At 70.9% G+C, this 22,473-nt stretch carries 20 protein-coding genes and 1 pseudogene; 19 read left to right on the forward strand and 2 right to left on the reverse strand.

Annotated elements, in window-relative coordinates:
- The first annotated feature begins 35 nt into the window (after window positions 1-35).
- A complete protein-coding gene (locus AB5J53_RS29260; protein WP_369248612.1) occupies window positions 36-215 on the forward strand; it encodes a hypothetical protein in 180 nt (59 codons plus the stop codon).
- Window positions 216-218: 3 nt separating this feature from the next.
- Here the strand turns inward: AB5J53_RS29260 and AB5J53_RS29265 are convergent, their stop codons facing one another.
- On the reverse strand, window positions 219-773 hold the full coding sequence (locus tag AB5J53_RS29265; protein ID WP_369248613.1) for a hypothetical protein: 555 nt from the start codon (window positions 771-773) through the stop codon (window positions 219-221).
- 110 nt (window positions 774-883) lie between these two features.
- On the opposite strand from AB5J53_RS29265, the gene tsaB reads away from it, so the two are divergent.
- From tsaB to AB5J53_RS29345, 16 genes and pseudogenes are all read left to right on the forward strand, one after another.
- Complete coding sequence (gene tsaB / locus AB5J53_RS29270) at window positions 884-1,531, forward strand: tRNA (adenosine(37)-N6)-threonylcarbamoyltransferase complex dimerization subunit type 1 TsaB (protein WP_369248614.1); 648 nt, start codon at window positions 884-886, stop codon at window positions 1,529-1,531.
- 17 nt (window positions 1,532-1,548) lie between these two features.
- Window positions 1,549-2,046, forward strand: a complete 498-nt coding sequence (rimI, locus tag AB5J53_RS29275; protein WP_369252527.1) for a ribosomal protein S18-alanine N-acetyltransferase — start codon at window positions 1,549-1,551, stop codon at window positions 2,044-2,046.
- Window positions 2,039-3,148, forward strand: a complete 1,110-nt coding sequence (gene tsaD, locus AB5J53_RS29280) for a tRNA (adenosine(37)-N6)-threonylcarbamoyltransferase complex transferase subunit TsaD (RefSeq protein WP_369248615.1) — start codon at window positions 2,039-2,041, stop codon at window positions 3,146-3,148. The genes rimI and tsaD overlap by 8 nt, the downstream gene beginning before the upstream one ends.
- Window positions 3,145-3,396, forward strand: coding sequence for a hypothetical protein (locus tag AB5J53_RS29285; protein WP_369248616.1), 252 nt, complete (start codon window positions 3,145-3,147; stop codon window positions 3,394-3,396). Before tsaD ends, AB5J53_RS29285 begins: the two co-directional genes overlap by 4 nt.
- Window positions 3,397-3,517: 121 nt before the next feature.
- The gene (locus AB5J53_RS29290; protein ID WP_369252529.1) at window positions 3,518-4,534 is read left to right on the forward strand and encodes a LacI family DNA-binding transcriptional regulator; all 1,017 of its coding nucleotides are present in this window, start codon (window positions 3,518-3,520) and stop codon (window positions 4,532-4,534) included.
- A 159-nt stretch (window positions 4,535-4,693) separates the two neighbouring features.
- Window positions 4,694-5,989: an extracellular solute-binding protein gene (locus AB5J53_RS29295; RefSeq protein WP_369252531.1), complete on the forward strand. Its 1,296-nt coding sequence runs from the start codon at window positions 4,694-4,696 to the stop codon at window positions 5,987-5,989.
- Window positions 5,990-5,997: 8 nt separating this feature from the next.
- Complete coding sequence (locus AB5J53_RS29300; protein WP_369248617.1) at window positions 5,998-7,029, forward strand: carbohydrate ABC transporter permease; 1,032 nt, start codon at window positions 5,998-6,000, stop codon at window positions 7,027-7,029.
- 122 nt (window positions 7,030-7,151) lie between these two features.
- The gene (locus AB5J53_RS29305) at window positions 7,152-7,916 is read left to right on the forward strand and encodes a carbohydrate ABC transporter permease (protein WP_369252533.1); all 765 of its coding nucleotides are present in this window, start codon (window positions 7,152-7,154) and stop codon (window positions 7,914-7,916) included.
- A 43-nt stretch (window positions 7,917-7,959) separates the two neighbouring features.
- On the forward strand, window positions 7,960-10,503 hold the full coding sequence (locus tag AB5J53_RS29310; RefSeq protein WP_369248618.1) for a glycoside hydrolase family 3 N-terminal domain-containing protein: 2,544 nt from the start codon (window positions 7,960-7,962) through the stop codon (window positions 10,501-10,503).
- Between the two features lie 171 nt (window positions 10,504-10,674).
- The gene (locus AB5J53_RS29315) at window positions 10,675-11,754 is read left to right on the forward strand and encodes a LacI family DNA-binding transcriptional regulator (RefSeq protein ID WP_369248619.1); all 1,080 of its coding nucleotides are present in this window, start codon (window positions 10,675-10,677) and stop codon (window positions 11,752-11,754) included.
- A 143-nt stretch (window positions 11,755-11,897) separates the two neighbouring features.
- Window positions 11,898-13,253, forward strand: coding sequence for an endo-1,4-beta-xylanase (locus AB5J53_RS29320; RefSeq protein ID WP_369248620.1), 1,356 nt, complete (start codon window positions 11,898-11,900; stop codon window positions 13,251-13,253).
- Window positions 13,254-13,410: 157 nt separating this feature from the next.
- Window positions 13,411-14,415 (forward strand): LCP family protein, encoded by a 1,005-nt coding sequence (locus tag AB5J53_RS29325; protein ID WP_369252535.1) that lies wholly within the window; start codon window positions 13,411-13,413, stop codon window positions 14,413-14,415.
- Between the two features lie 487 nt (window positions 14,416-14,902).
- Window positions 14,903-15,325 (forward strand): annotated as a pseudogene (locus AB5J53_RS29330) (MFS transporter); the annotation flags it as partial.
- A gap of 42 nt (window positions 15,326-15,367) precedes the next feature.
- Window positions 15,368-15,724, forward strand: a complete 357-nt coding sequence (locus AB5J53_RS29335) for a YciI family protein (protein ID WP_369248621.1) — start codon at window positions 15,368-15,370, stop codon at window positions 15,722-15,724.
- A 47-nt stretch (window positions 15,725-15,771) separates the two neighbouring features.
- Entirely contained in the window at window positions 15,772-17,061 is a 1,290-nt protein-coding gene (locus AB5J53_RS29340) for an RNA polymerase sigma factor (RefSeq protein WP_369248622.1), read from the forward strand.
- An 87-nt stretch (window positions 17,062-17,148) separates the two neighbouring features.
- Entirely contained in the window at window positions 17,149-19,197 is a 2,049-nt protein-coding gene (locus AB5J53_RS29345) for a cell wall-binding repeat-containing protein (protein ID WP_369248623.1), read from the forward strand.
- Here the strand turns inward: AB5J53_RS29345 and AB5J53_RS29350 are convergent.
- A complete protein-coding gene (locus AB5J53_RS29350; protein ID WP_369248624.1) occupies window positions 19,187-20,368 on the reverse strand; it encodes a methyltransferase domain-containing protein in 1,182 nt (393 codons plus the stop codon). The genes AB5J53_RS29345 and AB5J53_RS29350 overlap by 11 nt on opposite strands.
- Window positions 20,369-20,459: 91 nt before the next feature.
- Here AB5J53_RS29350 and AB5J53_RS29355 point away from each other — a divergent pair, with 91 nt between their 5' ends.
- Window positions 20,460-21,467, forward strand: a complete 1,008-nt coding sequence (locus AB5J53_RS29355; protein ID WP_369248625.1) for a polysaccharide deacetylase family protein — start codon at window positions 20,460-20,462, stop codon at window positions 21,465-21,467.
- Window positions 21,464-22,255, forward strand: coding sequence for a polysaccharide deacetylase family protein (locus AB5J53_RS29360; protein ID WP_369248626.1), 792 nt, complete (start codon window positions 21,464-21,466; stop codon window positions 22,253-22,255). Before AB5J53_RS29355 ends, AB5J53_RS29360 begins: the two co-directional genes overlap by 4 nt.
- The last annotated feature ends 218 nt before the right edge of the window (window positions 22,256-22,473 follow it).

Consider the following 22,473-nt stretch of genomic DNA (forward strand, 5'->3'; position numbering starts at 1 on the left):
ACCACGCTTGGCCCCCGAAGCCCCAGGAGGCGTCCATGCCGGCTTCAGAACGTGACGTGCCGGCGCAGCCGAGCGTGATGGCCGGGGTGTCGATGCGGGATCTGCTGGCGTCGTGCGCCGCGGCCGAGGCGGTGTCGAGGCCGCCGCGCGAGCCCGCGCCCTGCGCGACGGAGCCCGTGGAGGCGCCGCGCGTACGGCGCCAGGAGGCGGCGTAACCGCTACTGGATGACGACGACCTTCACGCCGATCGTCGCGAACGCCCACATCGCGTTGCCGTCCGCGCGGGACTCGCGGATGCCGCCGAGCTTCTTCGAGGAGTCCGGCGCGGCCGTCGAGCCGTTCACCGCCGCGCTGAAGCCGATCGCCAAGCCGTCGACCAGCGTGAACCGTACGACGTGCTCGATCTCCACCCCGTCCGATCCGGTGACCTCACGGTTGCGCGACGTGACCGCGTAGGTGCCGGCGGCCGGGTCGACCGTGCCCGGGGTGACCTTGAAGGTGCGCTGGACCTTGTTGCTCGCGCCGACCAGCCACACGCGGTCGTCGTCGGTCGAGTAGACGACCCGCTCACCGGTGCCGGACCGGGCGGGCAGCGCCGCGGGGTTCTTCTTGTCCCGGGGGGCCTTGGAGACGGAGGCCTTGGGTGACGCGCTCGTCTGCGGTTTGCCCAAGGTGTCCGGCACGTTCGCGGACGCCTGGTAGGCGAGGAAGCTGACTGCGGCGATCGCCGCCACGGTGAGCCCGGCCACGAATCCCGAGCTGCTCCTAGCCACCTTGTGTGCCCACCTCTCGTACCGCGTACGTCTTTGTTGTGACGGTAGCAGCAGGGGAGCGGCGGACCTGGGCGGCCGTGCCTTGGCCTCCGGCGCCGTAGGCTGTTTGCGTGCTCTTGCTCGCTCTGGATACCGCCACCCCCGCCGTGACCGTCGCCCTGCACGACGGCACGTCCGTCATCGCCTCGTCGAGCCAGGTGGACGCGCGTCGGCACGGAGAACTGCTGCTGCCCGCCGTCGACCGGGTGCTCGCCGAGGCGGGCCTCGGGCTGGACGCCGTGACGGGCATCGTCGTCGGCGTGGGCCCCGGCCCGTACACGGGGCTGCGCGTCGGCCTCATGACCGCCGACACCTTCGGGCTCGCCCTCGGCGTGCCCGTGCACGGCCTGTGCACCCTCGACGGGCTCGCCTACGCCGCCGACATCGAGGGCCCCTTCGTCGTGGCGACGGACGCCCGGCGCAAGGAGGTCTACTGGGCGCGCTACGCCGACCGCCGTACGCGCGTGTCGGAGCCCGCCGTGGACCGCCCCGGCGACCTGGACCTCGGCGTCCTTCCCGCCGTCGGTGCGGGCGCGCTGCTCTATCCCGACACGTTCCCGGACGCCCGCGCGCCCGAGCACGTCTCGGCGGCCGCGCTGGCCGCCCTGGCCGCGGAGAGACTCGCCGCCGGCGAGGAGCTGGAGGCACCCCGGCCGCTGTATCTGAGGCGCCCGGACGCCCAGGTGCCCAAGAACTACAAGGTGGTCACCCCGAAGTGACGGCCGAGCTGCGCGAGATGCGCTGGTGGGACATCGATCCCGTCCTGGAGCTGGAGAAGGACCTCTTCCCCGAGGACGCCTGGTCGCGGGGGATGTTCTGGTCCGAGCTGGCCCATTCCCGCGGGGCGGAGGCGACGCGGCGGTATGTCGTCGCCGTGGAGGGCGGTCGGCTCGTCGGATACGCGGGACTCGCCGCCTCCGGCGACCTCGGCGACGTACAGACGATCGCCGTCGCCCGCGACCAGTGGGGCACCGGGCTCGGCGCCCGGCTGCTGACCGAGCTGCTGCGGGCCGCGACCGCGTTCGAGTGCGCCGAGGTGATGCTCGAATGCCGCGTCGACAACGTCCGCGCGCAGAAACTGTACGAGCGCTTCGGCTTCGAGCCCATCGGCTTCAGACGTGGCTACTACCAGCCGGGGAACATCGACGCCCTGGTCATGCGACTGCACACGGCATCCGACAGCGGCTCCGCCGCGGGCTCCACATCGGTACAAGGAAACGAGATCAATGGCTGACGAACCTCTCGTCCTCGGCATCGAGACCTCCTGCGACGAGACCGGCGTCGGCATCGTCCGCGGCACCACCCTGCTCGCGGACGCGGTCGCCTCCAGCGTCGACGAACACGCGCGCTTCGGCGGTGTCGTGCCGGAGGTCGCCTCCCGCGCCCACCTGGAGGCGATGGTGCCGACCATCGACCGGGCGCTGAAGGAGGCGGGGGTGAGCGCGAAGGACCTGGACGGGATCGCGGTCACCGCCGGGCCCGGGCTCGCCGGCGCGCTGCTCGTCGGGGTCTCGGCCGCGAAGGCGTACGCGTACGCGCTGGGCAAGCCGCTCTACGGGGTCAACCACCTCGCCTCCCACATCTGCGTGGACCAGCTGGAGCACGGGGCACTGCCGGAGCCGACGATGGCGCTCCTCGTCTCGGGCGGGCACTCCTCGCTGCTCCTCTCCACGGACATCACGTCCGACGTACGGCCGATGGGCGCGACCATCGACGACGCGGCGGGCGAGGCCTTCGACAAGATCGCGCGCGTGCTGAACCTCGGCTTCCCGGGCGGCCCGGTCATCGACCGGTACGCCAAGGAGGGCGACCCGAAGGCGATCGCGTTCCCGCGCGGGCTCACCGGGCCGCGTGACCCGGTGTACGACTTCTCCTTCTCCGGTCTGAAGACCGCCGTGGCCCGTTGGATCGAGGCCAAGCGGGCGGCGGGGGAGGAGGTGCCGGTGCGCGATGTGGCCGCGTCCTTCCAGGAGGCCGTGGTGGATGTGCTCACGCGCAAGGCCGTACGGGCCTGTCGCGACCAGGGCGTCGACCACCTCATGATCGGCGGCGGCGTGGCCGCGAACTCCCGGCTGCGCGTGCTCGCCCAGGAACGCTGCGAGGCCGCCGGGATCCGGCTGCGGGTGCCGCGGCCGAAGCTGTGCACGGACAACGGGGCGATGGTGGCCGCGCTGGGCGCGGAGATGGTCGCGCGAAACCGTGCCGCTTCCGACTGGGACCTGTCGGCGGACTCGTCGCTGCCGGTGACGGACCCGCATGTGCCGGGGCGCGGGCATTCTCACGATCACTCGCATGATCATGTGCATGAGGTCAGCAAGGAGAACCTCTACTCGTGACCGTCGCGCTGATGTGGGAGGCCCGGGCGGTCGCCGGGAGGGGCGAGGAGTTGCTCGACTGGGTGCGGCGGCAGCAGCCGGCGGCCCCGCCGCTGCGCCAGGAGATCTTGCGGGCTCCCCAGGACCGTGTGCTCGTCATCACGTGGTGGGACGCGCCGTACGACGCTGATCTGCCCGAACTGCCGGAACCGGATGGGGAGTTGGTGACCCGGGCCGTGCATCGCTGGCGGTTCGAGTCGGTCTCCTGACAACGCCGGTTCCGGCCGGACTTCCCGCCGACCTCGGTTTTCCGGAAGACTCCTGCAAAGTTTCGCTGGTGCGGGCGGCGCGGTAGGGGGAGTCTTGGACACGTCGACGGAGGTGGGCGCAGTGGCCCGGGAGAGCATCAAGAACAAGGTGACGATCACCGAGATCGCCCGGCAGGCCGGGGTCTCGGTGCCCACCGTGTCGCGTGTCGTCAACGGCCGCTCGGATGTGTCCCCGGAGACCCGGGCCCGGGTCGAGGACCTGCTGCGCCACCACGGCTACCGGCGCAAGTCGTCCGCGCCGGGCGACCGGGCCGCCCTCATCGACCTGGTCTTCAACGACCTCGACAGCCCCTGGGCCGTGGAGATCATCCGGGGCGTCGAGGAGGTCGCGCACGCCTCGGGCGTGGGCACGGTGGTCTCCGCGATCCACGGCGCGTCGGGTTCGGCCCAGCAGTGGATGACCAATCTGCGCGCCCGCGCCTCGGACGGGGTGATCCTGGTGACCTCCGTCCTCGAACCCCGGCTGCACGAGGAGCTGCGGCGCCTCGGTGTGCCGCTCGTCGTCGTCGACCCGGCGGGGTCTCCGTCCCTCGACGCGCCCACCGTCGGCGCCACCAACTGGGCGGGCGGCATGGCCGCGACGGAGCATCTGCTCGGCCTCGGCCACCGCCGTATCGGCTTCATCGCCGGACCACCGCGGCTGCTGTGCTCGCGAGCCCGCCTCGACGGCTACCGGGCGGCACTGGAGGGTGCGGACATCGCGGTCGACGACGCCCTGATCGTGCCGGGCGACTTCTACCACGCGTCCGGCTTCGACGGCTGCAACACCCTGCTCGACCTGGACGAGCCGCCGACCGCGCTGTTCGCCGCCAGCGACCAGATGGCGCTCGGCGCGATCGAGGCGCTGCGCCGCCGTGGCCTGCGGGTTCCCGAGGACATGAGCGTCGTCGGCTTCGACGACCTGCCGGAGGTCCGCTGGTCGGCTCCACCGCTGACTACGGTCCGTCAGCCACTGGCGGACATGGGGAAGCTGGCGACGCGGACGGTGCTGCGGCTGGCGCTGGGCGAGGAGCCGGCGTCGCCGAGGGTGGAGCTTGCGACGGAACTGGTGATCCGGGCGAGCACAGGCGCCCTTTAGGGGCGCGGGGAACGGCTCGACCGGCCAACCGCGACCCGCAGCCGAAGAACCACCCGATATTTGTCAGGAGCGTTGACATACCTGCCCCACGCCCGTAATTTCCGTGCGCACTCGACCGATAATTTTCGACACTCTTCCGGAAGGTGCGCGATGCGAGCGTTGGGCAACACCTCTCCTTTCTCCCGCCGAGGATTCCTGGCGGCTACCGCGGCGACCGGCCTCGGCGCGGCCGGGCTGAGCGCGTGCGGCTCCTCGGACGACAGCGGCTCGGGCAAGAAGACGATCGAGTGGTGGAACATCACCACGACCCAGCCCGCGAAGAAGCTGTGGGCCCAGCGCGCCAAGGAGTTCGAGGCCGCGCACCCGGATGTGAAGATCAAGGTCGTGACGCTGGAGAACGAGGCGTACAAGTCGAAGATGACCGCGCAGATCGCCTCGGGCAAGCTGCCGGACATCTTCCACACCTGGGGCGGCGGCGTCCTCAAGCAGCAGCTCGACGCGGGACTGGTCGAGGACCTGACGGACCGGGTCGCCTCGTGGACCGGCAACTACGTACCCGCCTCGATGGCGGCCTACAAGTTCGACGACAAGCTGTACGCCGTCCCCTTCGACATCGGCGCGGTCGGCTTCTGGTACAACAAGGCGCTCTTCAAGAAGGCCGGCATCACCGCACCGCCCACCACCTGGTCCGGCTACCTCGACGCCATCAGGGCCCTCAAGAAGGCGGGCATCACGCCCATCGCCCTGGCCGGCAAGGAGAAGTGGCCCGGCATGTACTACTGGGCGTACCTCTCGATGCGCGTCGCCGGTCTCGACGCGATGCAGAAGGCCTCCGACGACGCCGACTTCACCGGCGACGACTTCGTCAAGGCCGGCCAGCACCTCAAGGACCTCGTCGCGCTGCAGCCCTTCCAGAAGGGGTTCCTCGGCGGTGCCTACTCCGACCCCAACGGTGAGGCGGCCCTGATGGGCAACGGCAAGGCGGCCATGGAGCTGATGGGCCAGTGGGCGCCGATCGTCGAGGCCGACTCCGGCAAGGGCATCGGCAAGGACCTCGGCTTCTTCTCCTTCCCCGCGGTCGAGGGCGGAAAGGGCGCGCTCACCGAGGTGTTCGGCGGAGGCGGCGGTCACGCGCTGCGCAAGGGTGCGCCGCAGGAGGCGCTGGACTTCCTGAAGTTCTTCGCGGAGAAGGAGTTCGCCGAGAAGCTCATCAAGGAGACCGGCCTGATACCCGTCTCCAAGGACACGGCCGGCGCGCTCACCGACCCCAACCTCACCGCCGTCTCCGAGATGCTGACCAAGGCCACCGGCTTCCAGCTCTACCTCGACCAGGCGTACGCCCCCGCCGTCGGCCAGGAGATCAACGACAGCGTCGCCGCGCTCATCGCGGGCTCCAAGTCGCCCGAGCAGGTGACGCGTTCGGTCACCCAGGTCGCCAAGAGCGAGAAGAGCTAGCGCCGCCGATGACCCACTCGACTTCGACCTCCGCGACCTCTTCGGCGGGCTCGGCGCCGTATGTGCCCGAGGTCGGCAAGTATGACGACCAGGACTTCGCCGCCCTCGGCCCGGGGCGCCGCAGGTCGTCGCTGCGCCGGGTGCGCGACTGGCTGTCGGCCGTCGTGTTCACGGTCCCCGCCCTCGTCCTGTTCGGCATGCTCGTGCTGGTGCCGATGGGCTACGCGGTCTACGTCAGCTTCTTCAACTGGGGCGGATTCGGCTCGCCTTCGGACAGCGTCGGCCTCGACAACTACACACGGCTCTTCAAGGACCCGGTGTTCCTGGGCGACTTGGGGCGCGGCGCGCTGCTCATCGGCTTCTCCATCCTCGTGCAGCTGCCGTTCGCGCTCGCCATGGCCGTGCTGCTCAACCAGAAGCTGCGCGGCCGGGCCGTGTACCGGATGCTGTTCTTCGCCCCGTACATCCTGTCCGAGGTCATCACCGGCGTGCTGTTCAGCATGATCTTCGCGCCGGGGGAGGGGCTCGCCGACAAGGTCCTCGACAAGGTCGGGCTCGGCGGGCTGGGCGGCGACTGGTTCGCCGGTCAGCACAGCGTCCTGCCGACCCTTTTCATCGTCATGACCTGGAAGTACTTCGGCTTCCACATGATGCTCTACCTGGCGGGCCTGCAGGGCATCCCGGCCGAACTGCAGGAGGCGGCGCGCATCGACGGCGCCGGCACCTGGCAGCGCTTCTGGCACATCACGCTGCCGCTGCTCGCGCCGACCCTCCGGATCAGCGCGTTCCTCTCCGTTGTCTACTCCATCCAGCTCTTCGACCTGGTCTGGGTCATCACCACCGGCGGCCCTGACCACGCCTCCGAGACCATGGCGATCAGCATGGTCCAGTACGGCTTCAAGCGCTATCAGATGGGCTACGCCGGCGCCCTCAGCGTCGTGATGTTCCTGATCAGCCTGGTCTTCGCCCTCGCCTACCAGCGCTTCGTGCTGCGCCGGGACACCGAAGGAGCCATCACCACCATGCGAGGAAAACGATGAGCGCCACGACGGAGACGGAGACGCGGGAGGGCGCCGCGGCGGAGCTGCGGAAGAGCAGGCTGCGGCGCCGACGGCTGCGCAGCCTCCCCGTGTACGTGATCCTCTGGGTGGTCGGCGTCTTCATGGTCACCCCGCTGCTCTACGCCCTGATCTCCGGCTTCAAGTCCACCGACCAGCTTTCCTCCAACCCGTTCGGGCTGCCCTCGCCGTGGGTGACCTCGAACTACACCTCGCTGCTCGGCTCGGGCTCGTTCTGGCGGTCCATCGGCAGCAGCACGGTCATCGCGGTGGGCGCCACCGCGCTGACGGTGACGACGGCCGCCCTGGCGGCGTTCGCGCTCGCCCGGTTCGCCTTCCGTGGGCGGGAGTTGATGTTCACCCTGTTCACGATGGGGCTGATGTTCCCGTTCGCGGTGGCGATCCTGCCGCTGTTCATCCTGCTGCGCACCTTCGGGCTGCTGGACAACCCGTGGGGTGTGATCCTGCCCGAGGCGGCCTTCGGACTGCCGGTGACGATCATCATCCTGCGCGGCTTCTTCCGGGAGATCCCGGGGGAGTTGGAGGAGGCGGCGACCCTCGACGGCTGCACCCGCTTCGGGTTCTTCTGGCGCATCCTGCTGCCGCTGGCCCGGCCCGCGCTGGGCACGGTCTCCGTCCTCGCGATCGTGAGCAGCTGGAACCAGTTCCTGCTGCCGCTGCTCGTCTTCAGCGAACCCACCTGGTGGACGATCCCGGTCGGCATCCAGCAGTTCCAGGGCCAGTACGCCTCCGACGTGGCCCGCATCTTCGCCTACCTGGTGCTCGCCATGGTGCCCGCCCTCGCCTTCTACGCGGTCGCGGAGCGGCAGCTGATCGGCGGCATCACGCTCGGCGCGACCAAGGGCTGACCGATCTCCGGGGACCGATCCCCCTCTCCACGTGAGGAGTTACATGACCCACCCCTGGCAGGACCCCGCTCTGCCCGCAGGCGTCCGCGCCGCCGATCTGCTCGCCCGCATGACCCCCCAGGAGAAGATCGCCCAGCTCTACAGCGTCTGGCCCGGCTCGAACGAGACCCCGGGCGGTGACATGGCGCCGCTGCAGCACGCCCTGTCCGAGGAGATCGACCTGACGGAGCTGCTCCCGCACGGCCTCGGCCAGTTGACCCGCCCCTTCGGCACCGCGCCGGTCGATCCGTCGGAGGGCGCGGCCCGGCTCGCCTCCCTCCAGGAACGCGTACGCTCCGCGAACCGCTTCGGGCTGCCCGCCCTCGCGCACGAGGAGTGCCTCACCGGCTTCACCGCCTGGCAGGCGACGATCTTCCCGACCCCGCTCGCCTGGGGCGCGAGCTTCGACCCCGCCCTGGTGAAGGAGATGGCGTCCGCGATCGGCGCCTCGATGCGGTCGGTCGGCGTGCACCAGGGGCTCGCCCCCGTCCTCGACGTCGTACGCGATCCCCGCTGGGGCCGCACGGAGGAGTCGATCGGCGAGGACCCCTACCTCGTGGCGACCGTCGGCACCGCCTATGTGCAGGGCCTGGAGTCGGCGGGCATCGTCGCCACGCTCAAGCACTTCGCCGGGTACTCGGCCTCGCGCGGTGCCCGCAACCACGCGCCCGCGTCGATCGGCCCGCGCGAACTGGCGGACGTCATCCTGCCGCCGTTCGAGATGGCCGTACGGGAGGGCGGCGCGCGCTCGGTGATGGCCGCGTACAACGACCTCGACGGCCTGCCCGCCCACGCCCACCACCCCCTCCTCACCCAACTCCTGAGGGAGGAATGGGAGTTCACCGGCACGGTCGTCGCCGACTACTTCGGCGTGTCCTTCCTGGAGTCGGCGCACGGACTCACCGACTCCCCGGCGGGAGCGGCCGCACTCGCCCTCGCGGCGGGCGTGGACGTGGAGCTCCCGGCGGTGCGCTGCTACGGCGCCGGGCCTCTCGATGAGGAGTTCGTGGACCGGGCCGCCCTGCGGGTGCTGACGCAGAAGTGCGAGCTGGGGTTGCTGGACCCGGACTGGGCCTCGCCCGCGACTGCCTCCGGGATCGCAGCGGCCTCCGCTGCGGCCTCCGGTTTGGCTCTCGGCTCCGCCGATGGCTCCGGCTCCGCTGCAACGACTGCGTCCGGCTCTGGCGTCGTGACTGCAGCCGACCCCAGCTCCGCCCCTGGCCTCGGGTCGGACGCAGACTCCGCAGGCCGGGGTCCAGGGGGCGCAGCCCCCGGCGGGGTCCAGGGGCGGAGCCCCGGGCAGGGGACCCGGGAGCAGCGCCCCTTGGCGGGGTCTGGGGCGGAGCCCCAGGTGTCGGGAATGGGCAGGGGCGGCGGGGGCGAAGAAGACCCGCCCCGCCCCACCCCCTCGATAGACCTCGATCCGCCCCATATGCGGGCACTGGCACGGCAGTTGGCGGAAGAGTCGGTCGTGCTGCTGGCCAACCCCAGGGGTGCGCTGCCCCTCGCGTCCGGTGTGCGCCGGATCGCCGTTCTCGGCCCCCTCGCCGACGACCAGGCGGCCATGCTCGGCTGCTACACCTTCCCCCGCCATGTCCTGCTGGACTACCCCGAGGTCCCGACGGGGGTCGCCGTACCGACGCTGCTCGAAGCGCTGCGCACGGAGCTCCCGGACGTGGAGTTCACGGACGACCCGGCGGCGGGCGACATGTGCGTGGTCGCGGTCGGCGATCGCTCGGGCCTGTTCGGACGCGGTACGTCGGGCGAGGGCTGCGACGCGGCGGACCTCGAACTGCCCGATGGACAGGGCGAGTTGGTGGACAAGGCGCTGGCTTCCGGGACGCCGGTGGTGCTGGTCCTGCTCTCCGGTCGCCCGTACGCGCTCGGACGCTGGGCGGACCGTTGCGCGGCGGTGCTGCAGGCCTTCTTCCCGGGCCAGGAGGGCGGCCACGCGGTCGCCGGGGTCCTGTCGGGCCGGGTCAACCCGTCGGGTCGGCTCCCGGTGAGCGTGCCGCGCGACCCCGCCGGGCAGCCGTGGACGTACCTCGCCCCGCCCCTCGGGCAGCGCGGAGAGGCGAGCACCCTCGACCCCACACCACTGTTCCCGTTCGGGCACGGACTGTCCTACACGTCGTACGCCTGGCAGCCGCCGTCGGTCGACGACGGCGCGTTCCCGACGGACGGCGAGACGACACTGCGGCTGACCGTCCGCAACACGGGAGAGCGGGCCGGCACCGAGGTCGTGCAGCTCTATCTCCACGACCCGGTGGGCAAGGTGGCGCGCCCGGTGGCCCGACTGGTCGGCTACGCACGGGTGCCGCTGGAGCCGGGGGCGTCGACGGAGGTCCACTTCACGTTCCCGGCGGACCTGGCCGCGTACACCGGCCCGGACGGCGACCGGATCGTCGAACCGGGTGAGCTGGAGCTGCGGTTGGCGGTGTCCAGCGCCGCGGGCGACGTCCGGTACGCGGTGCCGGTGACGCTGACCGGAGCGGAGCGGGTGGTGGGGCGGGAGCGGCGGATGCGGTGCGAGGTGCGGTTGAAGTGAGACGGACCCTGCCCCCGGCGAGAGCGAGGCCGCTCCGGGGGGCAGGGAAGTCCCCACCCGGGGGCCGGGAGGAGTGGCCCGAATGTTTCGAGTCGCACGACGAATCTTCTGAAAGGAATGTGGCGTCAAAGGGGGTTCGACGCGCGCAGACGCAGGGCTACGATCACGCCCATGAATCCCGCGAAGCCGTCAAAACCCATGGGAACACAGGGAACACGCACGGCGTCGCGCTCGACCGCGCGGTCGACGCAGACCGCGACGCTCGCCGAGATCGCCCGCGAGGCAGGCGTGTCGGCTCCGACTGTTTCGAAGGTGCTCAACGGCCGCGCCGATGTGGCCCCGGCGACCCGCACCCGTGTCGAGGAGCTGCTGCGCGAGTACGGCTACCGGCGCCGCCGGGCCGAGGCGACCCGCTCGCCCCTCATCGACCTGGTCTTCCACGAGCTGGAGAGCGCCTGGGCGATGGAGGTCATCCGGGGCGTCGAGAACGTCGCCCGGGACGAGGGGCTGAGCGTGGTCCTCTCCGAGAGCGCGGGCCGGCTGACCCCCGGCCGCACCTGGGCCGACCAGGTCGCCGCGCGCCGCCCGTACGGCGTGATCCTGGTGCTGTCCGGGCTCGACGAGTCCGGGCGGGCGCTGCTGACCAGCAGATCCATCCCGTTCGTCGTGATGGACCCGGCCGGCGACCCGGGCGACGACGTGCCGTCCATCGGTGCCACGAACTGGCACGGCGGGCTGGCCGCGACGCGCCATCTCGTCGAGCTGGGCCACACCCGGATCGGCGCGATCAGCGGACCGTCGCGGATGATGTGCAGCCGCGCCCGGGTCGACGGCTATCGCGCCGCACTGGAGACGGCGGGGCTGCCGGTCGACCCGGCGCTGATCCGGCCGGGGAACTTCCACCACGACAGTGGGTATCGAGCAGGACTCGAGCTGCTCCGCCTGCCCGACCGGCCCACCGCCGTCTTCGCGGGCAACGACCTGCAGGCGCTCGGCCTGTACGAGGCCGCGCGCGAGCTGGGACTGCGCGTCCCGCAGGACCTGAGCGTCGTCGGGTTCGACGATCTGCCGGTGGCGCGCTGGGTCGGGCCGCCGCTGACGACCGTACGGCAGCCGCTGACGGAGATGGCGGAGGCGGCGGCGAAGCTGGTGCTCGAACTGGGGCGTGCGGAGGGGGCGTCGGCGGCAACCCGAGTGGAGTTGGCGACGACTCTGGTGGTGCGCAGCAGTACGGGGGCGCCTGCGGCGTAGGGCGCGGAATGGTGTTCCTGCATTGACGAGTTGCTGTTCCCGCGCAGACGGGTTGGTGTTCCCGTATTGACGAGTGGTGCGGGCAGCTCCACACTCTCCGAAGCCAATCGGTTGCACGACCGAAACTTTCGGAGGCACCCGCAATGAGATCCCTGAGATCAGGCTTATCCCTGGCGTCGCTGTTCACCGGTATCGCCGCCCTCGGCGCCCTGCTGGTCGCGGCCCCCGCCGCCCACGCCGCCGACACCCCCCTCCGCGACCTCGCCGCCGCCAAGGGCAAGGTCATCGGCACCGCCGTCACCGGCTCCAAGCTCACGGGTACGTACGGCGACATCGCCGGGACCCAGTTCAACTCGCTGACCCCGGGCAACGCCATGAAGTGGGGCTCCGTCGAGCCCACCCGGGGCAGCTTCAACTGGGCGGAGGCCGACCAGATCGTCGCCTTCGCCCAGGCCCACAACCAGCAGGTGCGCGGCCACACCCTGGTCTGGCACAGCCAGAACCCGAGCTGGCTGACCAACGGCACCTGGACGTCCGCCGAGCTGAGCGGCCTGCTCCAGGAGCACATCACCACCGAAGTGACCCGCTACAAAGGCAAGGTGGCCGCCTGGGACGTGGTGAACGAGCCCTTCAACGAGGACGGCACCTACCGCTCGACCCTCTGGTACAACGGCCTCGGCGCCGACTACATAGCCCAGGCCCTGACCTGGGCCCACGCGGCCGACCCGAGCGCCAAGCTCTACATCAACGACTACAACGTCGAGGGCGTGGGCGCGAAGAGCACCGCCCTGTACAACCTGGTCAAGTCGCTGAAGGACCGCGGCATCCCCATCGACGGCGTCGGCCTCCAGGCCCATCTGATCCTCGGCCAGGTCCCCGCGACCCTCCAGCAGAACATCCAGCGCTTCGCCGACCTCGGCGTCGACGTCGCGATCACCGAGCTGGACATTCGTATGCAACTTCCCTCGGACAGTGCGAAGTTGACGCAGCAGGCGGCCGACTACAAGGCCGTGTTCGACGCGTGCGTGGCCGTGTCCAGGTGCTACGGCGTCACCGTCTGGGGCTTCACCGACTCCGACTCCTGGATCCCGGACGTCTTCTCGGGGTATGGCGCGGCGACACCGTACGACGAGAACTACGCGCCGAAACCGGCGTACTACGCGATCGCGACCTCACTGGGCGGTACGTCGACGCCTCCTCCCACGGGCGCGTGCGCGGCGACGTACAGCGTCACGAGCCAATGGAACACGGGCTTCACGGGTCAGGTGAAGATCGCCTGTTCCGGGGCCGCGCTGGCGTCCTGGAAAGTGAGCTGGACGTACGGCGCGGGTCAGCGGATCACCCAGGCCTGGAACGCCACCTGCACCCAGTCCGCAGCCGCGGTGACGTGCGTGAACGCCTCCTACAACGCGGCGGTGCCGGACGGCGGATCGGTGACGTTCGGGTTCAACGCGTCATGGAGCGGGAGCAATCCGGTGCCCACGGTCACACTGGGCTGAGGTCTCCCTGAGAAGTCTGAGAATTTCCGAAGGAAACGCGAGAAGAGGTTCCTGCTCGTAATAATTCGGACTTACGTTCCTCCGCGTGACTGCTGAAGACGAGCACGGGGACGGCAACGAGGACGCCGCGATACGCGGTGGCCGGCGGCGGCGAGGCCTGCTGAAGGCCGCCGGCATCGCGTTCGCCGGCGTCCTCGTACTCTCCGCCGCGGGGGCGGGCTGGGCCTATTGGCACCTGAACCACAACATCAAGAGCGTCGACATCAACAGCGCGCTGGGCGACGACCGCCCGGCGAGGGCCGTGTCGACCCCGTCGGTGTCCGCGTCGGCCTCGGCCTCCGCCTCTCCGCTGCCGAGTGGCGCGCTGAACATCCTCGTCCTCGGCTCCGACTCCCGCAGCGGCAAGGCGAACGCGAAGCTCGGCGGCGGCAGCAGCTCCGGCGCCCGCTCGGACACGGCGATGGTCGTCCACATCGACGAAGGCCGTACGAAGGCGACCGTGGTGAGCATTCCCCGGGACACCCTGGTGACCCGCCCGTCGTGCCCCACGTCGTCTGGCGGGGCGACCTCGGTGGCGTACAACGCGATGTTCAACAGCGCGTACTCGGTGGGCGGCCCGGTCTGTGCGGTGAAGACGGTCGAGTCCCTGACCAATGTCCGCATGGACCACTACATCGAGATCGACTTCTCCGGTTTCGCGGACCTCGTCGACGCGCTCGGCGGCGTCACCGTCACGACGGACGAGGACATCGACGACGACAAGAGCCATCTGCACCTCACGGCCGGCGAACACCACCTCGACGGCACGAAGGCGCTGGCCCTGGCCCGCACCCGTCATGGCATAGGCGACGGCAGCGACCTGGGGCGCATAGGCCTGCAACAGAAACTGGTGAAGGCCCTGTTGAAGCAGATCGCGTCTACCGATCTGCTCACCGATCCCACCAAGCTCTACAAGGTCGCGAACGCGGTAACGGGCAGCCTGACGACGGACACGGGTCTCGACTCGCTGGGTGAGCTGATGAAGCTGGGCCAGAGCCTGAAGGGCCTGTCGTCCGAGGACGTCAAGACGGTGATGATGCCGGTGGTGACGGCTCCGTCGGACCGCAACCGGGTGGTGGCGAACGAGCCGGAGGCGAGCGAGCTGTGGGCGTCGCTGAAGTGAGCGGCGGCTTTGCCACCTCCGCACTGCCGTCGGGGTCTCGAAGCTCAACCCCACCGGCGACGTAACCGAGTTGACCGTCCCGCCTGCTGGGTGTGGCACACCTTCCGACGTGTCGGCCCGGCTCGGCCGTATCGATCCCCGGCTCACGCTGTCGGCGGGGGAGTGCGGGGCGCTGGAGGAGCAGGCCGCCGAATGGCCGGCCCCGGGGCGCGGGCGAGGCGCAGCTCGTGCAGGCGGTGACGGCGGGGCTCCCGGAGCGAGCGGCGCACGCGTATGGCTTCGTACGGGCCCGGCTGCTCGCCAAGCTCCCGCCCGAGCCGTCACAGCAGCCTCGCTACGGTGGGCTGTCGGGTGGGCTGTGCGGGGGCTGCTTGGGGCGGGCGGCCGGCGCCGGCGGCCGACCGGGTGCACGCCCATGCGGGGCGGGTGCGCGCCGCCCTGCGCACAGGGACACGTACCGAGAAAGACGCAGGCGCATGACGACCCTGCAGCCCGGGCCGCCCGTAACCGGGGCAGGCTCTCGGTGCTCGGGCCGAACGCCGTGGCGAGCGTCGGCACCGGGCTGTGCTTCGTGCCCCTGGGTACGGCGGCCACGACCGGGGTCGCCGCTCAGGAGACGGGGATGGCGCCCGGGCTCCTCAACAGCTCGCGGCAGGTGGGCGGGCCCGTGGGGCTCGGGGTGCTCGTCACGGTCGCGGCGGGGGTCGGCGGGAGCGGGGCCCAAGGGCTCGTCGACGGGTTCTCGGCGGCCTACTGGGTGGCGGCCGGACTCCTGACCGTGGGCACCGCGGCCGTCGGCGTTCTGTTCCGGACACCCGCGCTGCCTGCGGAAACGTACTCCTCGGAAAAATCTTCGAAGAAATCCGGTGAGCCTGTCGATCCGACCGGGTCTCATTCGACGCACAGGTGAAAGGCCGGAAAGCCCCGGCCCTCAACCCACCGAGGAGTCACCATGCCCCGCTATCTCTCCCTCGTCCAGATCGACCAGTCCACCATGCCCGCCGAGGGCCCCAGCCCCGAGCTGATGCAGCGCATGGGCGAACTGATCGAGGAGGTCACCAAAGCCGGGGTCATGCTCGACACGGCCGGGCTGACCCCGTCAGAGCAGGGCACCCGCGTGCACTGGAAGGGCGGCGACATCTCCGTCACCGACGGGCCCTTCACCGAGTCGAAGGAGGTCGTCGGCGGCTACGCGATCATGCAGTGCAAGGACAAGGCCGAGGCGCTGGAGTGGACCAAGAAGTTCCTCAAGGTGCACGAGGACTACTGGACGGTCACGTGCGAGGTGCGGGAGATCGCGGAGGGCTGAGCGCTCTTCCTTGGCCGCGCGCCGGTACGGGTGTCGAATGGGGGGCTGTGAGCAGCCCACAGCCCTCCGCCGACGCGCACGACGCCGCGACCGACCCCCGCCGCGCCATCGAAACCGTCTTCCGCATCGAGTCCCCCCGCATCATCGCCGGCGTCGCCCGCATCGTCCGCGACATCGGCATCGCCGAGGAGCTCGCCCAGGACGCGCTGGTCGCGGCACTCGAGCAGTGGCCGCGCGACGGGGTGCCGGACAACCCGGGCGCCTGGCTCATGGCCACCGCCCGGCATCGCGCCGTCGACCTGATCCGGCGCCGGGAGAACTACGCCCGCAAGCTGGCGGAGATCGGCCGCACCCTGGAGACGACGGCCCCGCCCGAGGAGCCCGCCGACCCGGACGACATCGACGACGACCTGCTGCGGCTGGTCTTCACCGCCTGTCACCCGGTCCTCTCCGCCGAGGCCCGCATCGCCCTCACTCTGCGCCTGCTCGGCGGACTGACGACGGCCGAGATCGCCCGCGCGTTCCTGGTCCCCGAGCCGACCGTCGCCCAGCGCATCGTCCGCGCCAAGCGCACCCTCGCCGCCAGGAACGTCGCCTTCGAGGTGCCCTACGGCCCCGAGCGCGAGGCCCGGCTCGGCTCCGTACTGGACGTCATCTACCTGATCTTCAACGAGGGGTACGCCGCCACGGCCGGCGACGACTGGCTGCGCCCCGCGCTGTGCGAGGACGCGCTGCGGCTGGCCCGCGTGCTCTCCGGGCTGATGCCCAAGGAGCCCGAAGTGCACGCCCTGGCCTCCCTCCTGGAGTTCCAGGCCTCCCGCGCCGCCGCCCGCACCGGCCCGAACGGCGAGCCCGTCCTCCTCAAGGACCAGAACCGCCGCCGCTGGAACCGCATGCTCATCGCCCGCGGGATCACGGCCCTGGACCGCGCCGACGCCACTGCCACCGGCGCCCCGGGCGCGTACGCCCTCCAGGCCGCCATCGCCGCCTGCCACGCGCACGCTTACACGTACGAGGAGACCGACTGGAAGAGCATCGCCACCCTCTACGGCCTGCTCGCCGCCCGCGCCCCGTCCCCGGTCGTCGAGCTCAACCGCGCGGTCGCGGTGTCGATGGCGCAGGGGCCGGCCGAGGCGCTGGAGATCGTCGACGCCCTCGCCGCGGAACCCGCCCTGCGCGACTACCACCTGCTGCCCAGCGTGCGCGGGGACCTGCTGGCGCGCCTCGGGCGTACGACGGAGGCGCGCCAAGAGCTCGCACGGGCCGCCGATCTGGCACGCAACGAACGGGAGCGGCAGCTGTTGCTGGCGAGACTCCATTCCCTTCCTGTTCAGTAAGGGTTTACAGTTGCGCGGCTGCCTCGCAACCGGCGTGACACCTTCCGCGGTGTGGGCAGCACTCCGATACCTGTGGGGGGTACATCCTTGCGATCTTCCAGATCCGTCAGATCCGTCAGATCGGCCAGATCGGCCCGATCTTCCGCGCGCCGCAGACTCGTCGCGCTCACCGCCGCCACGGCCCTGGCCGCCGGCACCGTGGCCCTGCTCGCGCCGGGCGCGTCGGCCGACACCCCCGGCTGGGCCGCGGCCAACGGCATCCTCACCGGCGACGTGGACGGCTCCGTCTCGCAGATGTACGAGAACGGCACCGCGCCCGTCCAGCGCCTCAAGAACGCGATGAAGCCCGACTGGTCGCCCGACGGCAGCCGCATGGCCTACGTCAACCAGACCACGGGCCGCGTCAACGTGGTCCGCCACGACTTCACGGGCGCCGTGGAGCTCCCGGTCAAGACGACCAACACGATCCTCGCCGACGACCCGACCTTCTGGGGGCGGGGCAGCCGGGTCGTGTTCACGCTGAGCGGGCGCCTGCGCGTGGCGCCGCCGGACGGCACGCGTGAGCAGCAGCACCTGTTCGCCACCGCGCAGGAGGGCTGCGACACCCAGCCCAGCGGCGCGATCGACGGCAAGCTGGTGTTCATCCGCTCGGGCAGCACTTGCAGCGGCGACTACCGCTTCGGCGCCGTATGGCTCTACGACGGAGCGACCGGTGCCTTCACCAAGCTGGTGGACGGCAAGGCCAACGGCCCGGCCATCTCCCCGGACGGCACCAAGGTCGCCTACACGGTCGGCGGCAAGCTGTACACCGTCGGCGTGGACGGCGCCGGCGCGACCCAGCTGGCGACGGACGAGACCGGCTACATCTGGAAGCCCGCCTGGTCGCCCGACGGCACCTGGCTGGCGTACCACCTGCAGACGCCCTCGCCCGACTTCGCGACGGAGGACCACGTCCTCGACGTCGACACCGGCACCGTCAAGGTCCTCTACGACACGCCCACCACGGCCAAGTGGGACCTCGCCTGGCAGCCGCTGCGCAAGAACGGCGTCGGCCGGGTCTGGGGCGCCGACGTCTACGGCAGCAACATCGCCGCGTCCCGCTGGACCTGGAACACCGTCGGCCAGAGCGAGTCGGGCCTGATGAACGCCTCGTCCGCCGTGCTGGTCTCCAAGGACAGCTCGTCGTACGCGCTGACGGCCCCCGCGCTCGCGGGCAAGAAGCACGGGCCGGTCCTGCTGACCTCGGGCAGCTCGCTGTCCTCGTCCGTGCAGAGCGAGCTCAAGCGGGTCCTCAAGCCCGGCGCGAGCGTCTACCTCGTCGGCGGTACGTCGATCCTGAGCAGCAGCGTCTCCTCGAAGGTCTCCTCGCTCGGCTTCACCCCGAAGCGACTGGCCGGCACGTCCCGCTACTCGACCTCGGTCGCCGTCGCCAAGTCCATCACCAGCGCGCCGGACTACGTCTTCATCGCCACCGGCACGGACTACCACTCGGCGCTCGCCGCCGCGGCGGCCGCCGGCGCGGACGGCACGAGCAGCAAGGCGGTCGTCGTGCTCAACGACGGCAACTCGCTGACCTCGTCCGTGAAGTCGTACCTCAACGGCCTGGACCCGCGCGACACGTACATGATCCCGGTCGGCGGCTCGGCGAAGTACGCCCTGACGCACACGTCGTTCTCCAACTGGCCGTCGACGTACACCTATTACCCGGTCACGGCGTCCACCCACGAGGGCACCGCCGCCGCGCTCGCCCGCTTCTGGTGGGGCGGCCCGGCCAACGCCGCGCTCGCCTCCGTCGACAGCTGGCGGGGCGGCACCTCGGCCGCCTCGGCGATAAACGTCTTCGGCCCCCTGCTGTGGACGAGCGTCGACGCCCTGCCCGCCGACACCAAGAACTATCTGGTCAGAGGCGCCGCGAACCTCAACTACCTGGCGGTCTTCGGCGGCACCGGCTCGGTGTCGACCGCGGCGCTGAACTCCGCGGGCGCGGCGATCAGCGCGAGCAGCAGCCAGTGGGACTACACGCCGTACTACAACGGCCTCGAGCCGACGGCGAGTTCGGCGTACTCGACGGCACCGTCCCCGGAGACCGGAGCTCGCCCGGACCTCGGGTCGCTGCGGACGACGGTCACCCGGTAGCCGACCGGGCGGGGGCGCCGACGAGCATGGTCGGCGCCCCCGCCACCCGCGTGAGGAAGACCGTGGCCGAGTTGGGCCCCTGCGGCTTGACCTTCCTGCGCAATTCCTCCGGCTCCACCGCCGACCCCCGCTTCTTCACGGTCAGCGTCCCGACCTCACGCTCCCGCAGCAGCGCCTTCAACTTCTTCACGTTGAAGGGGAGTTGGTCGGTGATCTCGTACGCGGTCGCGTACGGCGTCGGGCGCAGCTCGTCCGCCGTGACGTACGCGATCGTCTCGTCGATGAGCCCGCCGTCGAGGTCATCGGCCACCTCCGCGACCAGATGGGCGCGGATGACGGCGCCGTCGGGCTCGTACAAGTAGCGGCCCAGTGGCCGGACTCGAGGGTTCGGGAGCCCGCGGCCGCGCAGCTCGCGTGGTCCCGGCAGCAGCGTGGCCCGCACCAGACCGGGTTCGGTGCCGAACCACAGCACGGCCTCCTTCACATCCCCGCCGTCCGAGATCCACTCGGCCTCCGCCTCGGCGGGGACCGCCTCGTGGGGGATGCCGGGGGCGATCTTCAGCGCGGCGAGCGGCGCCTTCAGGGCCGCTGCGACCGCCCAGGACAGCGGGGGCGAATACGCCTCCGGGTCGAAGATCCGGCCACGGCCGCCCCGCCGGGCCGGGTCCACGAAGACCGCGTCGTACGGCGCGGTGTCCACCTCCGTGACATCCGCCTCGCGCACCTCGATGAGGTCGGCGAGACCGAGCGCGTCGGCGTTCGCGCGGGCGACCGCCACCGTCGTCGGATCGCGGTCGACGGCGAGGACCCGGATCCCGGCGCGGGCCAGCGCGATGGCGTCGCCGCCGATGCCGCAGCAGAGGTCGGCGACGGAGCGCATGCCCAGCGCCCGGAACCGCTGCGCGCGGTAGGTCGCCACGCTCGTCCGCGTCGACTGCTCGACCCCGTGCGGGGTGAAGAACATCCGCTCCGCGTCCTTCGCCCCGAACTTCGCCGCCGCCCGCTGGCGCAGCCGTGCCTGCCCGAGGGCCGCCGAGACCAGCTCGGCCGGATACTCGCGGCGCAGCCGGGTGGCGACGGCCAGTTCCTGTGCCGGTTCGGTGCCCCGCACCTCGTCGAGCAGGGCGCGGCCCTCGGGGGTGAGCAGGGAGGCGAAGGAGACGTCGTTCACCGGGCCATTGTGGGCCAGTCGGTGGATGGTGCGCGCTCCGGCGGCGGTGTCGGGGCCTGGTGCGACGCATGACCTGGGAGGATCCGGCGCCATGCGACCTGTACGACAAAATGATAAAAACAGGGCGAAGGGGACGCGGCTTCGCGGTGGATTCGGCGCCCGCGGGGGTGCCGGTTCCCGCGCGGGCGCCGGCTTTTGCGGGTGCGCCCGTTCCCGCGGCGCCGGTTTCCGCGGTGCGGTCGCCGTGCTCGCTCTCGCCGCACTCGTCTCCGGCTGCGCCGACGGTGACGGCGTGCGGCCGGCCCCCGGTCAGCAGGCGATGAAGGCGCCCCCCGCCCGCGCCCTCTACTCGTACGCCGCCAAGCTCCGCCTCGCGCAGGCCCAGCGGGCCGCCGCGGCCAAGCGCTGGGGACTGGCCAGGACGCCGCTGACGGCCCCGCCCGCGCCCGCCAAGAAGCCGGTGATCAGGGCCCGCGAGGGATTCGAGGTCGACGACCAGGAGGAGCTGGACCTGCCCCCGGTCTTCACCACCATCCCCACCAAGGACAAGGTCGTCTTCCTCACCATCGACGACGGCGAGGAGAAGGACCCGAAGTTCCTGCGGATGATGAGCGATCTGAAGATCCCGTACACCGCCTTCCTCAGCAACTACCTGATCAAGGACGACTACGGGTACTTCCGGAAGATGCGCGACCGGGGCATGACGCTGAACAACCACACGCTCCACCACCCCTACCTGCCCGGACTCTCGTACGCGGAGCAGAAGTACGAGATCTGTGGCATGCAGTCCGTGATGAAGAAGCAGTTCGGCAAGCGCCCGACGGTCTTCCGGCCCCCGTACGGCAACTACAACCGGGACACCCTGCGCGCCGCCAAGTCCTGCGGCATCAAGTACGCGCCCATCTGGGACGAGGAAGTCTTCGTCGACCACTGGGAGTACCGCGAGTGGGACCAGGACCTGCACCCCGGCGACATCGTCCTCACCCACTTCCGCGGCCGGAACGACTGGCAGGGCACCATGCCCGACATGGTCCGCCGCTTCATGAAGAAAGTGACGGACGAGGGATACGCGGTGGCCCGCCTGGAGGACTACCTGTGAGGGTGCGGCGACTGGTCGCGGGGCTGCTCGCGGCCGCTCTGCTGAGCGGCTGCGCGCAGTCCGTCGACCCGATCGAGCGGCTGGGCAAGAAGGCGGCGCAGAAAGTACGGCCGCGCGAGTCGGCGTACCGCCGCTGGGGGCTCGCCGCCCCGCTCGCCCGGGCGCCGAAACCACCCGCCCGGACCACCGCCCGCACCGCGGGTCCGGGACTGCCGCCCGTCGTGGACCATGTCCCCACCCGCGACAAGGTGGTCTTCCTGACGTACGACGACGGCGCCGAGCGCGATCCGCGGTTCGTCGACATGGTCCGTGAACTGCGGCTGCCGGTCAGCGTGTTCCTCACGGACAGTGTCGTCGGACCGGGGTACGGACACTTCGCGCAGCTGCGCGCGGTCGGCGCCGACATGCAGAACCACACCCTCGACCACGCCACCCTGCGCGGCCTGCCGTACCTCGGCCAGCGCGCCGAGATCTGCGGCCAGCAGGACAAGCTCAAACAGCGCTTCGGCATCCGGCCCCGGCTGCTGCGGCCCCCGTACGGCCGGTACGACAGCACGACGTTGCGCGCGGCGGGGGACTGCGGGGTCGCGGCGGTCGTACTGTGGCGCGCGTCGATGAGGGCGGAAGGGCTGCGGTACGCCGAGGGTGACCGGCTGCGGCCCGGCGACATCGTTCTCGCCCGTCCGGAGGACACCGACGATGTCACGCTCATCGATTCGACGACCCGGCTGCTGCGCCGCGTCCAGGCGCAGGGATTCACGGTGGCCCGCCTCGAGGACTACCTCTGACGGCGCACACATCCACCCGCGGCGAGCAGAATCCTCGCGGCGCGCCGGAGGCTTCTGGCACTCCGCTTGACCGAGTGCTAATCGCAGTCATAGTCTCAGGTCTGGCACTCCCCCCTGGAGAGTGCCAATAGCGACGGGCAGGTCCGGCACCCGCGACGACGGATCCACCGGTCGCCACCTCAGACAGTTAACCCCGTGAGATCTCCGAAGGGGGAGGT

The sequence above is a fragment of the Streptomyces sp. R41 genome, assembly GCF_041053055.1.
In the GTDB taxonomy this organism is placed as follows: Bacteria; Actinomycetota; Actinomycetes; order Streptomycetales; family Streptomycetaceae; genus Streptomyces.

Bases quoted from the DNA above. Each gene is read 5' to 3' on its own strand.
- AB5J53_RS29260 (WP_369248612.1), top strand. From the start codon at position 36: ATGCCGGCTTCAGAACGTGACGTGCCGGCGCAGCCGAGCGTGATGGCC.
- rimI (WP_369252527.1), top strand. From the start codon at position 1,549: ATGCGCTGGTGGGACATCGATCCCGTCCTGGAGCTGGAGAAGGACCTC.
- tsaD (WP_369248615.1), top strand. From the start codon at position 2,039: ATGGCTGACGAACCTCTCGTCCTCGGCATCGAGACCTCCTGCGACGAG.
- AB5J53_RS29300 (WP_369248617.1), top strand. From the start codon at position 5,998: ATGACCCACTCGACTTCGACCTCCGCGACCTCTTCGGCGGGCTCGGCG.
- AB5J53_RS29305 (WP_369252533.1), top strand. From the start codon at position 7,152: ATGGTCACCCCGCTGCTCTACGCCCTGATCTCCGGCTTCAAGTCCACC.
- AB5J53_RS29310 (WP_369248618.1), top strand. From the start codon at position 7,960: ATGACCCACCCCTGGCAGGACCCCGCTCTGCCCGCAGGCGTCCGCGCC.
- AB5J53_RS29315 (WP_369248619.1), top strand. From the start codon at position 10,675: ATGAATCCCGCGAAGCCGTCAAAACCCATGGGAACACAGGGAACACGC.
- AB5J53_RS29320 (WP_369248620.1), top strand. From the start codon at position 11,898: ATGAGATCCCTGAGATCAGGCTTATCCCTGGCGTCGCTGTTCACCGGT.
- AB5J53_RS29335 (WP_369248621.1), top strand. From the start codon at position 15,368: ATGCCCCGCTATCTCTCCCTCGTCCAGATCGACCAGTCCACCATGCCC.
- AB5J53_RS29355 (WP_369248625.1), top strand. From the start codon at position 20,460: ATGCGACCTGTACGACAAAATGATAAAAACAGGGCGAAGGGGACGCGG.